Here is a 12959-nt window from a genome sequence, read left to right on the forward strand (position 1 = left end):
GTTTTATTAAACCTTACAGATTTTAAAAACTTGTGAGGTTTGTGAATTATTTAAAATACGAAAGTAAATTACTTTTTTTAGAAGCAGAAACTAAAATTTCTTTTCCGTTAGAAACAATGACGCTTCCTCCTTTTCCTTTTTTATATTTTGTAATTGCATTTACATTGACCAAATACGATTTATGGATTCTAGCAAATGTGTATTCTTTTAAAGCTTCTTCAAAATACTTTAAAGTTTTGCTTACCAATTTCTTAGAATTTGCCAAATGTATTTCTGTATAATTATCATCTGCTTTGCAGAAAACAATGTCATTAATATCTAAAACTTCAAAACCATCTTGTTGTGGAATGGTAATTTTACCTAAGGCAGAATTTGTTTTAGGAGTTAATATTTGATGCTGTAATTCGTTTTCTTTTTCCTTAATTTGAGTAACAATATTTACTGCTTTTATCAACTCATCTATAGAAATTGGTTTGAGTAAATAATAACTGGCATGGTTGTTTAAAGCTTCTATTGCATAATGATCATAAGCTGTTACAAAAACGGTTTCAAAGGTTCTGTTTGCTACTTTTTCTAACAAATCGAACGCGTTACCAAAAGGCATTTCTACATCTAAAAATACCAAATCTAATTCGTGTTTCTGAATTAAATTATAGGCTTCTTCTATGTTTTCTGCTTCGCCTAACAATTGAACATTTGGGCAGTATTTACCAATGTAATTGCGTAGAATGTCTCTACTTATTTGTTCGTCTTCTACAAGGATTGCTTTTAATTTCATATATTTTGGGTTGTTCTTGCACAGAGATACACGAAGGTTTCATTTAATATTTTGACACAGATCTCATAGGTTTTCACGGAGTAAAATGTTTTTTTTTAAAAATTCTCTGAAAAACTCAGCGTCTTTCTCTGTGAATCTCTGTGTGATAACTACTTCTTCTTCAATAACAATTCCACTTTTGTACCTTCTCCGTTTTCTAAAACATCAGCTACTTTTACAGAAATACTGTCTTTGTACATATCGTTTAAAATAGCTATTCTATTTTTAATGGTACTCATTCCTTTTGATTTTTGTTTGAGTTGATTATTTGTTTTTAATTCTTGCGATTTTTTTCTTCCAATTCCATCATCAACAATAATTACAGAAACGGTTTCATCATTTTTTTTAGTGATTGAAATGTCTAAATTGCCCATCTCTTTTCTGTATCTTAATCCATGCCAAATAGCGTTTTCTATATAAGGTTGTAATAGCATTGGTGGAATTGAAAATTGCTCTAAATTAATGTTTTCATCTACAGAAATAGTGTAATTAAACTTATCTTTAAAACGATTGTGCTCTAACTTTACATACAATGTTAGCAATTCTATTTCTTTTGTTAAGGGGATAAAATCTTCATCAGAATTTTCTAAAACGGAACGCATTAATGCAGAAAATTCAGATAAATATCGGTTGGCATTCCGTTCATCATTTACAGCAATAAAACTGTTTACAGAATTTAAAGCATTAAAAATAAAATGAGGATTCATTTGAGAACGCATCGATTTTAATGCCAATAAATTATTCGCTATTTTTTGCTGTTTGATATTTCTAAACATAAAATATGCCAATAAAATCATCAATAAAAAACCACCTACTAAAGAGTAAATAATAAGGCGTTGTCTTTGGTTGCTTTCTTCAGATAATTTTTGGTCTACATAAGCCAAATTAATTTTACTTTCTGCTAATTCTTTGTCTTTGTCCAAACTCGAAATTCTATTTTGATTGTCGGAAATTTTCTTAGAAAAACGTTTTACCTGTTGTATTTCTTGCTCTTTTTGGAGATAAGATTCATCTACCAATTTTACATAATCTTGGTAACTTTTTAAAGCTTTATCATAAGCACCAACAGTTGCATAGACTTCAGATAATTTTCTGGTCGCATCTTTTTCAATGATAATATCCTTTTTGAAATCAGCATCTTTTATACTCTTTTCTAAAAACGGAATTGCCTTTTTATAATCTTCTTTTAAAATATATGCATTTCCTATTTTGTAATTTATTTCTTGCGAAGTAATTATTTTTGGTTCTAATACGTCTTCTTTTTTTATCGTTTTATTTTGGGCTGCTTTTACAAGACTCTCTTTTCTTAATTTAATTTCATCATCAAATTGATTGGATTTATTGTAATAATCTGCCACTTTTTCTTCTTCTTTTAAAGCACGACTTACATTTTCTTTAGCTGCTAAATCTAAAGAATTTTTATACTGAATATTGGCTTGTGTAATATTTCCTTCGGATGCAAAAACAGTTGCCAACTTAGAGTTTAAATCTGTTATTTTGGGTGTTACTAAATTTTCTTTGGCAATTGCTAAAGCTTGTTTATAATTATCTTTTGCAGCGTTGTATTTTTTTACAGCAAAATCGATATCTCCTAAACCTTCTAAAACTATAATCTTTTCATAATTACTAAGGTTTTTTTCTAACAAATCTAAATAGGTTTGTTTATTGGCAGTATAATCCTTCAATAAAAACTGAGCATTTGCTAAAGCAATTTTTGTGGTGTTACTCTCTCTAATTTGATTCGATAATTTATAATTATTTACTGCTAAATCATACTGTTTCCAATATAAATACACATCTGCTAATGTTTTATAGGAAGCTGCATTTCGTTGCTTTATTTGATTATTTTTTAAGCTTTTTTCTACAAAAGACAAACTTTTATCAATATCTTTTTTCTTATAAAATTTTGCAGAATCTAAATATTGATGATAAAAATCTAATTCTTTAGACACAGATTTACTTCGAGAATATTTACGAATTGTTGATACTTTATCAGCAGAAAAACCTTCTACTAAAATTTTTATTTCTTCGTTAGATTGTATGGTATAATAAATTGTTTCAAAATCTGGATGAGTAACTCTAAGCTCATTCCCTACTCTCGCTTTTACAATATAACAACCTCTAATTTGATGGTAATAAAATTGTTTTTCATTTACAAAAACCTCCGCATTTTTTATAGAATTTCCAGTGTTTTTATCTTCAACCTTTACTTTTATGCTAAATGTATTTGTTTGATAATCTACACCTATTTCTTGGGCAGAAACAGCTACAAACAAAAACATAAACAGATAAATAAGGTGTTTTTTTAAAATCATTTTTAAATTATATGTTGTAAACATACACACAAAAAAGCATCCAAAAAAATGGGTTTTCCTTTAATATTGCTTTTATAGCTATTAAAAATAGTGCTTCCCTAAATCAAATACCTTTTCACTCATTCAAAAGTAGGTTTCACTCATTATCGATTTTTTATGAATTAAGTTGGTGTTAATATTGATCTATCAAACCAAACTTTTAATCATTTATATAATCTAAAAAAAAACTTATCATGAAAAATTCAGTATTAAAAGTTGTAACAATTTTATTCTTATTTGTAACCACAAGTTATTTTGCAGCAAACAAAATATCATCAGAAAAAATTAAAAACCAAACTATTAAAGTTGCCTTATTGTTAGATACCAGCAATAGTATGGATGGATTGATAAACCAAGCAAAAGCCCAACTTTGGGAAATTGTAAATGAACTTTCTTATGCAAAATATGGCCTACAAAAACCAAATTTAGAAATTGCTTTGTATGAATATGGAAATTCTAATTTACCCTCTAGAGAAGGATTTATTAAACAAGTATTGCAGTTTAGTAATGATTTGGATAAAATATCAGAAAAACTATTTTCTTTAACTACAAATGGAGGAAATGAGTTTTGCGGACAAGTAATAAAAACGTCTTTAAATGAACTTAGTTGGGGAGAAAATAAAGACGATTTAAAAATTATTTTTATAGCAGGAAACGAACCTTTTACTCAAGGAAAAATCAATTATAAAGATGCTATTATAGATGCAAAAGAAAAGAATGTAATTATTAATACTATTTTTTGCGGTAATTATACTAACGGAATTTCTGGCATGTGGAAAGATGGAGCAACTTTAGGTGGTGGTGATTATATGACCATCAATCAAGATAAAAAAATTGTACATATTGTTACTCCTTATGATAATGAGATTATTATTCTAAACAAAAAATTGAACAACACCTATATTTATTATGGTAACAAAGGCTATTCTAAATATTCGAATCAAAGCAGACAAGATAAAAATGCAGCCTCTTTAGATGAAGTTGTCATTGTAAAAAGAGCGGTTAGCAAAAGTTCTCGTTTATACGATAATTCAAGTTGGGATTTAGTGGATGCTGAAAAGAAACAAAAAGTAGATTATAAAACCATAGAAAAGAATAAACTCCCAAAAGAGCTGCAAAATAAATCGGAAGCTGAAATTAAAAGCTATGTAAAAACCAAAGTAAATGAACGTGCAAAAATTCAGCAAAAGATTAAAGAATTAGATGAAAAAAGAAGGAGTTTTATCGCCAAAAAACAAAAAGAAGGCACCAAAAAAGATGAATTGAATAACGTGATGATGAATGCTATAAAAAGACAAGCAAAATCTAAAAATTATACTTGGTAAAAATAGCATTGTAATTGGTTATTCCACAGAGTTACTCGGAGAATTCCACTGAGATTCACAAAGAAAACCATTAAATTTTCTCTGTGAATTTCTGTGCGTTTACTCTGTGAATGTTTGTGTTACAACGTTCACTAAGAATTTTAAACCTCCATAGAAACCACCAAACCTTCGTTACTTCTTACATTAAAAACAGTTTCATCTTCAAAAATTAAATACTGCCCTTTTATACCTACTAACTTACCTGTATAACTGGGTGTTTTTATCAAATTTAAACTTTTAGGTTTCAAGGGATATTTTAAAACTGGAAAATTGATATGCGTTTCAGCATTGTTTTCTATAAAATACTCTTTTGCTTCTTCTGGGATAAATTCTTTTAATTTATCTCGCCATTCTATTAAATTAGCATCTTCAATATCATTTTTTAGCATTTTACGCCAATTGGTTTTATCTGCAACATGCTCTTTTAAAGCAACTTCTGTAATACCTGCTAAATATCTATTGGGTACTTCTACAATTTCTAAGGCTTCATGTGCTCCTTGATCTATCCAACGAGTTGGCACTTGTGGCTTTCTAGTAACCCCTACTTTTACATTGCTTGAATTTGCCAAATACACAATATGTGGTTTTAATTGTACTGATTGTTCGTAGGCTAAATCTCTATCTTCAATACCTAAATGTGCTTTACTCAATTCTGGCTTCATAATCCAATCACCAGCATTTGGAGTTTCAAAAAAACACGATTTGCAAAAACCTTGTCTATAAATTTGCTTTTCTAAACCACAGTTTAAGCATTCATAAGTAACAAAATTGATGGTAATTTCTTTATTGATTAACTGATTCATGTTAATGAAATCAGTTTTCATATCTAAATAATACTGAATTTCTGCTGCTTTTTCAGTCAACATTTTTTTTAAAACTCCTTGATACTTCATATAAAAGATTTTAGTATTTTTATCGAACGATTTAAAAAAAGTTATCTTAAAATCGAACTAAACAAATTTACGAATTTCTATGGCGTTTCAAATTATCAATTCTATAATTTCTTGGTTTTTAAAGAAACGAAAACATCAAATAGAGTTATTTTTAAAATATCCTATCGATGTACAAAATGAAGTACTTGTAAAACTTTTAAATACGGCTAAAAATACCGAATTTGGACTAGAAAAAGGGTTTTCATCTATTAGAAATCATAAAGATTTTTCTGAGAAAGTGCCTATTCAAAAATACGAAACTTTTGAACCTTTGATTGAGCGTTGTAGAAAAGGAGAACAAAACTTATTTTGGCCTACAGATATAGAATGGTTTGCAAAAAGTAGCGGCACAACCAATGCTAAAAGTAAATTTATACCTGTTTCTGAAGATGCTTTAAAAAATTGCCACATGAAAGCTGGTAAAGATATGTTGTGTAATTATATTAACAACAATCCTACAACACAATTGTTTACTGGTAAAGGTTTGCGTTTAGGTGGTAGCTCTGAAGTGTATCAAGATAATGGTTCTTATTTTGGTGATTTATCTGCAATTATTATAGAAAATATGCCTTTTTGGGCAGATTTTAGCTCAGCACCTAGCCAAGAAGTTGCTTTAATGAGCAATTGGGAAACAAAAATGGATGCCATTATTGATGAAACAATCAATGAAAATATTACCAGTTTAGCAGGTGTACCTAGTTGGATGCTCGTTTTATTAAATCGGATTTTAGATAGAACAGGAAAAGATAACATTTTAGAAGTTTGGCCAAATTTAGAGGTCTATTTTCATGGAGGTGTAAACTTTAACCCCTACAGAGAACAATACAAAAAAATGATTCCTAAAGCAGATTTTAAATACTATGAAATCTACAATGCCTCTGAAGGTTTTTTTGCAATTCAAGACATTAATAATTCTAAAGAATTGTTGTTAATGTTAGATTATGGTATTTTTTATGAATTTATACCAATGAGTGAGTATAAAGGCGAAAACTCTAAAACAATTACTCTTGCTGATGTTAAAAAAGAAATAGACTATGCCTTAATTATCACTACAAATGGTGGTTTATGGCGTTATTTAATTGGAGATACGATTCGTTTTACATCTTTAAATCCCTATCGAATAAAAATTACGGGACGCACAAAACATTATATAAATGTGTTTGGTGAAGAATTAAATATAGAAAATGTAGAAGATGCTTTAAAACTAGCATGTGATAAAACAAAAGCTACAATTGCTGATTATACTGTTGGCCCAATTTTTATGCAAGGAAAAGAAAAAGGCGGACATGAATGGATGATTGAATTTATTGAAAAACCAAGCTCTTTAGGTTATTTTTCTGAAATGTTAGACAATGCTTTAAAGTCTATAAATTCTGATTACGAAGCAAAACGTTATTTAAACATAACGTTAATGCCTCCAAAAGTTCATCAAGCAAAAGAGGGTTTATTTTATAGTTGGTTAAAGAAAAACAACAAATTAGGTGGGCAACACAAAGTGCCAAGGTTGTCTAATACTAGAGAATTTATTGAAGAATTATTAAAATTATAGAATGAACACATTTTTTGAGCAAAACAATGTTTATTTATTAGAAAACCCAGAGCTTGCAGAAGCTTTTCAAAATATAATGACTTACCAAAAATACCCTAAACATACTATTCTGCATGAAGCTGGTAAAGTTTGTAACCATATGTATATTATAGTTTCTGGTATTTCACGTGTTTTTTATTACAAAGAAGATAAAGATATTACTTGTTATTTTGCAGCAGAAAAAGAAACGATGACTGCTATAGATAGTTTTATACAGCGTACTAAAAGTAAATACTTTGTAGAAGCATTAGAAGATTTAGAGGTTTTTAAAATTGCACACTCAGACTTAGAAAACTTGTTTGAATCTAACCCAAAATACGAACGTTTTGGTCGTTTATTTTTACAACAACTTTATATAGATTTGGTTGAAAGAATAGACGATTTACAACTACACACAGCACAAGAACGTTACAAAAAATTATTAGCAAAAAAACCTTATTTATTTAAGCGTGTTCATGCAAAACATATAGCTTCTTTTTTAGGAATGACTCCAGAAACTTTTAGTAGAGTTAGAGGAAATGATCATAAAAATGATTAATATTCTTTTCTTGACAATTGTCAAGAAGAGTTTATTTTTTATAAAATACTTTTGTTGAATAAACAAAGAGTAATGACCATTTTACAAAAACTTCAACAATTTTATAAAGAGAATAATTTTAAAGATGATGGATGTGTAAGTGATGATTTTTTTGAATCAAAATTTAAATTAACCACTTTAAAAATACCTAATTCTCAATTTAGAAAAGATGTAATTCACATACACAATATTCAGCATATTTTATACAATTGTGATACCACTTGAAAAGGAGAAGCATTTATTGCTAGCTGGAAAATAGGCTCAAAAATGTGGAAACACTTCCTCATTGGATTTATGAGCCTTTGTGCAATTCTTTTTTTCTATTTCCAGTAATCATTTTAATCACTACTACATTTTATTTACTATGAAAAAAATATTAATTATTAATGGGCATCCAGACAAAGAAAGTTATTGTTTTGCAATTCATGACGCTTACAAAAAAGGAGTTTTAAATTCTAAAGCAGAACTTCAAGAAATTTATATTCAAGATTTAAACTTTAATCTTAATTTAGAATTTGGTTATCGAAAAAGAACTGAACTTGAACCTGATTTATTAGCTGCACAAGAAAAAATAAAATGGGCAAATCATATAGTTTGGATTTATCCTGTTTGGTGGGGTTCTTACCCTGCAATAATGAAAGGGTTTATTGATAGAGTTTTTCTACCCGGTTTTGCATTTCAAAAAAGAGAAAATTCTGTTTGGTGGGATAGATATTTAACAGGAAAATCTGCTAGAGTAATTTCTACATTAGATCAACCTGCTTGGTATTACAATTGGATAAATAAAAAACCAAGTCATGCTGCAATAAAAAGGCTAACTTGTGATTTTGTGGGCATAAAACCAGTGAAATTTACAACGATAGGTTCTTTACGTTTGTCTAAAGATTCGTACAGAGAAAAATGGTTAGAAAAAGTTAAAAAATTAGGAAAACAAAATAAATAAGATGATTACAACTACCCTATCAATAATACTTTCAATGCTCTTTTTATTTTTTGCAAGCATCCACTTTTATTGGGTTTTTGGCGGAAAATGGGCATTAGAAAAAGTGATACCAACTAAAACAAACATAGAAAACACCAAATTAATTCCAAAATTTGCAACAGTAATTGTAGCACTTATATTTTTAATGTTTAGTATTATTTATTTAATAAAATCTGGGTTCTTAAATATTCAACTACCAAATTGGATAACTAATTATAGCTATTACATCATACCAATACTTTTTTTATTAAGAGCTATTGGAGATTTTAAATATGTAGGATTTTTTAAAAGTATAAAAAAAACAACATTTGCAAAGTGGGATCGAAAATTATTCTCTCCTTTATGTCTATTTATTAGTATAGCAGGATTTTTAATCGTTTTATTAAACTAAACCTTACGCTCTACAACATAATCTATCATAGTAATTAGAGAACTTTTAAACTCAGATTCTGGGTAACTATCTAAAATTGATAGAGCTCTTTGTTTATAACTATTCATTTTAGTGGTTGTATATTCTATACCTCCATTTTGTTTTACAAAAGCAATTACCTCTTTAACGCGTTTTTTGTCTTTATTATGTTTTTTTATAGAATTAATTAACCAACTTTTTTCTTTTTTAGAACAATTGTTTAAAGTGTAAATTAAGGGTAACGTTAGTTTTTGTTCTTTGATATCAATTCCTGTAGGTTTGCCAATTTTTTCATCAGAATAATCAAACAAATCATCTTTTATTTGAAAAGCAATACCAATATATTCTCCAAATTTTCGCATTTGTTGCACAGTATCATTTTTTGCACCCACAGATGCAGCACCAATGCCACAACAAGCAGCAATTAAAGTTGCTGTTTTTTTACGTATAATATCAAAATAGACTTCTTCTGTAATGTCTAATTTTCTTGCTTTTTCTATTTGTAACAATTCTCCTTCACTCATTTCTCGAACTGCAATAGAAATCAATTTTAGCAAATCAAAATCTTCATTATCAATAGATAAAAGCAGTCCTTTAGAGAGTAAATAATCGCCCACTAAAACAGCAATCTTATTTTTCCAAAGAGCATTTAATGAGAAAAAACCTCTACGTCTGTTACTATCATCAACCACATCATCATGTACTAAAGTTGCTGTGTGAATCAATTCTACTACAGATGCTCCTCTATAAGTACGTTCATCAAAACCCCCATCAGAAACCATTTTTGCTACTAAAAAAACAAACATTGGGCGCATTTGTTTCCCTTTTCTACGAACAATATAATACGTTATTCTATTTAAAAGCGGTACTTTAGACAACATAGAACTTTTAAACTTTTCTTCAAAGAGTTCCATTTCGTTTTTAATAGGGAGCTTTATAAGTTCTGTTGGTTTCAATTGCTGTCTTAAATTTAAGTAACAAAGCTACAAAAAAGAGAGCTAGCAACATCAAAAACCATAATCATTATACAATTGTCTAAAAAATAAAATATATGTTATATCTTAGATTCTTAATTTATTAAAAATGAAAAAAATTACTTTATTACTTTTATTAAGTATTCTTAGCCTAACAATCAATTCTCAAACTATTCTTTGGTCTTCTGATGCTAGTGATTATGAAAATTTTCCAAACATTGATAGTGATGGTGATGGACATAATTGGGAGGTTCATATTGATAGTTATGAATATTTAGGCTTTAATCCTGGACCTAGTTTTTTTTCTGCTTCTTATGATAATATTGAAGAAAACCCAAGGCCTTTAACGCCTGACAATTTACTTGTTACCCCTATAATTGCAGTGCCTAGCAATGCAAAAACAATCACTTATAAAATGAAAGTTGCTGCTTTAGATCCTAATGATTTTGAAGAAAAATTTGCGGTTCTTGTTTTTGATGATGATGATATTGAGGCTGGTGAGTTTTTAATCTATGAAGAAATACTTACAGAAGGTGGTGAAGGTACTGCAAAAGAAATTAGTGTAACCCTAGAAATTGAGCTTGCCTTTGCTGGCAAAAACATCCGTTTTTATGTAAGACATTATGATTGTACTGACGAACTAGCATTGATAGTAGATGATTTTGAAGTGTCTTATTCAACAACATTATCCACAGAAGATACGCTTCAAGAAAAAATAAGCATTTACCCAAATACAGTGAAAGATATTGTTACAATCAATACCAAAAAAGCAATAAGTGCTATTACAATTACAAATAATTTAGGCCAAAAAATAAAGGAAATTGAACAAAAAGACATTCTTAATAATACCATTAATTTAAATGATTTGTCTAAAGGAATGTATTTTATGACAATTAAAATTGATAACAAATTGCAATCTTTTAAAATTTTAAAACAATAAAAAGGTATGCAAGACATTCATTTTCCTATTACTTTTGAGTTTAAAATAACTACGTTAGCCAATGATTTTACTGCAAAGGACAAAACTGGTAAAACAATTGCTTTTGTGCGTCAAAAAATGTTTAAACTCAAAGAAGATATTAGTGTTTTTAATGACGACACAAAGTCTCGTTTAAATTATAGAATTAAGGCAGATACTTGGTTAGATTTTTCAACTGCGTATTCTTTTTACGATACTAAAGACAAAGAGTTTGGTAAAGTAGTAAGAAAAGGATGGAAATCTTTATGGAATGCTCATTATGAAATTATCAACGAGCATCAAAAACAGCAATATGTTATTAATGAGAAAAATCCGTGGATTAAAATTTTAGATTCTTTATTGGGCGAAATTCCTGTTTTAAGTTTTTTTACAGGCTATCTTTTCAACCCTACTTATTTGGTAAAAAACACACAAGGAAAAACAGTTGCTGAGCTTAAAAAATTAAAATCTTTCTTTGGTAAAAATTTTGAAGTTTCTAAAATTGGCGAATTAGATAATAATGACGATGATAGAATACTACTAGCCTTAATGATGTTTGTTTTATTAGAAAGAAGAAGGGGATAAAATAGGGTTATGAAGTATAATAGGGGTTGGCTGTAATAAAGAAAATATAACACAAAAAAAATAACAGATGAAAAAGTCACTACTAATTTTAATTTTGCTTGCAGGAAATTTGACAATTGCACAAACAATTATTAGATATAAAATGCCTCAAGGTCACGTTATTTCAAAAGAGAATTTTGATAGAATAATAAAAGGTATTGAAAAACAACATTTTGAATATAAAGTGATTGACAGTATAATTAAAAAAGACACTTTAACTCGAATTATTGATATAAAACCTGAAGGATATTTTAAAACAAAAGAGAATAATGAAAAATTTAATCCTCACGCACGATTTGAAAAAAATAAAGGATTAAAATTCAAAATTTCTGAATTTTACAATTATGAAGGAAAAAAAATACTTGAAAATAGACTAATTGGCAAACCTACAATTATTAATTTCTGGTTTATAGGTTGTGCACCTTGTGTTAAAGAATTACCTTATTTTAAAAAGCTGAAAACTAAATTTGAAAATAAGTTAAATTATTTGGCAATTACGTTTGACAGTAAATCAAAAGTCGATGAGTTTCTTACAAAAAATGAATTTGATTTTTTACACATAACAGATTCAAAGAAACAAATTAATGATTTAGGAATAAATGGCTATCCTTTGACATTTATACTTGATAATGAAGGAAAAATAAATGAAATATTTGGAAGTATACTTAATGATTCTGAATATAAGGAAATAATTGAAATAATTGAAAAAAAATTACTGTAGCCAACAACTTATATAATTTATTGCTTTTTTAGGCTCACTTGCGAAAGTTCTCACGAACTTTCTTGGTTCGAGTTTTATTAAGTTACTTTACTGTTTAAAACACGCAACTAACCTTACACAAACAGGTTAACAAATACTATTAAAATTTTATCGTTGTAACAATCTAAAATTACAAAATATATCTAAGCCCATAAATAGCAACAACAGGTGTTATCGCTAAATTAAAACTTAATTTTTTTGCTAATTTATAGTCTAAATTGATGCCTCCTAAAGGGTTAATTTGACCTGTAAATAAAAAGCTATTTCGAAAAGGAATGGTTTCTACATCTTGTAGTTTTCCATGATAACCATACATAAATCCAAAACCATATTGCATAGAAAAATTTTCTGTAAAAGCTATTTTTCTTTTATATAGTGCTGTTAAACTTGGCTCTCCAAAAGAGTTGGTAAACCTTGCAAGCTCAAAACTTTTATAATTAAAACCTACATAATATACTTCATTAAACTGCAAAGCTGTATAATGTGTACCAAAAGGAAGTATAGTTACAGAAGTTTCCAATTCTTCTCCTTTTAATTTGTTCCAAAAAGTTTTTTCTTGGGCTTTTAAGTGTAAGGTAGCAAAGAGTAACACACTAAAAATAATGATCTTTTTCATATTG

Annotated in this window: 14 protein-coding genes; 9 read left to right on the plus strand and 5 right to left on the minus strand. The window is 28.2% G+C overall.

Annotated elements, in window-relative coordinates:
- Window positions 1-46 precede the first annotated feature (46 nt).
- Both Q0731_RS00625 and Q0731_RS00630 read right to left on the minus strand, forming a co-directional pair.
- Window positions 47-778 carry a LytTR family DNA-binding domain-containing protein gene (locus Q0731_RS00625; RefSeq protein WP_299058662.1) on the minus strand — a complete coding sequence of 244 codons (732 nt, stop codon included), beginning with the start codon at window positions 776-778 and terminating at the stop codon, window positions 47-49.
- 149 nt (window positions 779-927) lie between these two features.
- On the minus strand, window positions 928-3132 hold the full coding sequence (locus tag Q0731_RS00630) for a histidine kinase (RefSeq protein WP_299058664.1): 2205 nt from the start codon (window positions 3130-3132) through the stop codon (window positions 928-930).
- A 233-nt stretch (window positions 3133-3365) separates the two neighbouring features.
- Between Q0731_RS00630 and Q0731_RS00635 the strand changes: the two genes are divergently transcribed.
- The gene (locus tag Q0731_RS00635; RefSeq protein ID WP_299058666.1) at window positions 3366-4496 is read left to right on the plus strand and encodes a vWA domain-containing protein; all 1131 of its coding nucleotides are present in this window, start codon (window positions 3366-3368) and stop codon (window positions 4494-4496) included.
- 140 nt (window positions 4497-4636) lie between these two features.
- Here the strand turns inward: Q0731_RS00635 and Q0731_RS00640 are convergent, their stop codons facing one another.
- Complete coding sequence (locus tag Q0731_RS00640; protein ID WP_299058668.1) at window positions 4637-5428, minus strand: DUF2797 domain-containing protein; 792 nt, start codon at window positions 5426-5428, stop codon at window positions 4637-4639.
- Between the two features lie 79 nt (window positions 5429-5507).
- On the opposite strand from Q0731_RS00640, the gene Q0731_RS00645 reads away from it, so the two are divergent.
- The 5 genes from Q0731_RS00645 to Q0731_RS00665 all read left to right on the plus strand — a co-directional run bounded on the left by Q0731_RS00645 (window position 5508) and on the right by Q0731_RS00665 (window position 9005).
- Window positions 5508-7016 carry a GH3 auxin-responsive promoter family protein gene (locus Q0731_RS00645; protein WP_299058669.1) on the plus strand — a complete coding sequence of 503 codons (1509 nt, stop codon included), beginning with the start codon at window positions 5508-5510 and terminating at the stop codon, window positions 7014-7016.
- Window position 7017: 1 nt separating this feature from the next.
- Complete coding sequence (locus tag Q0731_RS00650) at window positions 7018-7593, plus strand: Crp/Fnr family transcriptional regulator (protein WP_299058670.1); 576 nt, start codon at window positions 7018-7020, stop codon at window positions 7591-7593.
- 54 nt (window positions 7594-7647) lie between these two features.
- Window positions 7648-7857 (plus strand): hypothetical protein, encoded by a 210-nt coding sequence (locus Q0731_RS00655; RefSeq protein ID WP_299058672.1) that lies wholly within the window; start codon window positions 7648-7650, stop codon window positions 7855-7857.
- A 139-nt stretch (window positions 7858-7996) separates the two neighbouring features.
- The gene (locus Q0731_RS00660; protein WP_299058673.1) at window positions 7997-8575 is read left to right on the plus strand and encodes an NAD(P)H-dependent oxidoreductase; all 579 of its coding nucleotides are present in this window, start codon (window positions 7997-7999) and stop codon (window positions 8573-8575) included.
- Window position 8576: 1 nt separating this feature from the next.
- Window positions 8577-9005: a DUF3995 domain-containing protein gene (locus Q0731_RS00665; protein WP_299058675.1), complete on the plus strand. Its 429-nt coding sequence runs from the start codon at window positions 8577-8579 to the stop codon at window positions 9003-9005.
- On the opposite strand, the gene Q0731_RS00670 is transcribed toward Q0731_RS00665, so the two are convergent.
- Complete coding sequence (locus tag Q0731_RS00670) at window positions 9002-9979, minus strand: polyprenyl synthetase family protein (protein WP_299058677.1); 978 nt, start codon at window positions 9977-9979, stop codon at window positions 9002-9004. The two genes, Q0731_RS00665 and Q0731_RS00670, sit on opposite strands and share 4 nt — an antisense overlap.
- Window positions 9980-10106: 127 nt before the next feature.
- Here Q0731_RS00670 and Q0731_RS00675 point away from each other — a divergent pair, with 127 nt between their 5' ends.
- The 3 genes from Q0731_RS00675 to Q0731_RS00685 all read left to right on the plus strand — a co-directional run bounded on the left by Q0731_RS00675 (window position 10107) and on the right by Q0731_RS00685 (window position 12300).
- Window positions 10107-10937, plus strand: a complete 831-nt coding sequence (locus Q0731_RS00675) for a T9SS type A sorting domain-containing protein (protein WP_299058679.1) — start codon at window positions 10107-10109, stop codon at window positions 10935-10937.
- Between the two features lie 6 nt (window positions 10938-10943).
- A complete protein-coding gene (locus tag Q0731_RS00680) occupies window positions 10944-11540 on the plus strand; it encodes a hypothetical protein (protein WP_299058680.1) in 597 nt (198 codons plus the stop codon).
- A 67-nt stretch (window positions 11541-11607) separates the two neighbouring features.
- The gene (locus tag Q0731_RS00685; RefSeq protein WP_299058681.1) at window positions 11608-12300 is read left to right on the plus strand and encodes a TlpA disulfide reductase family protein; all 693 of its coding nucleotides are present in this window, start codon (window positions 11608-11610) and stop codon (window positions 12298-12300) included.
- A 169-nt stretch (window positions 12301-12469) separates the two neighbouring features.
- Here Q0731_RS00685 and Q0731_RS00690 read toward each other — a convergent pair whose 3' ends face one another.
- Complete coding sequence (locus Q0731_RS00690; protein WP_299058683.1) at window positions 12470-12955, minus strand: hypothetical protein; 486 nt, start codon at window positions 12953-12955, stop codon at window positions 12470-12472.
- Window positions 12956-12959 lie beyond the last annotated feature (4 nt).

The organism is uncultured Polaribacter sp., assembly GCF_947497695.1.
In the GTDB taxonomy this organism is placed as follows: domain Bacteria; phylum Bacteroidota; class Bacteroidia; order Flavobacteriales; family Flavobacteriaceae; genus Polaribacter.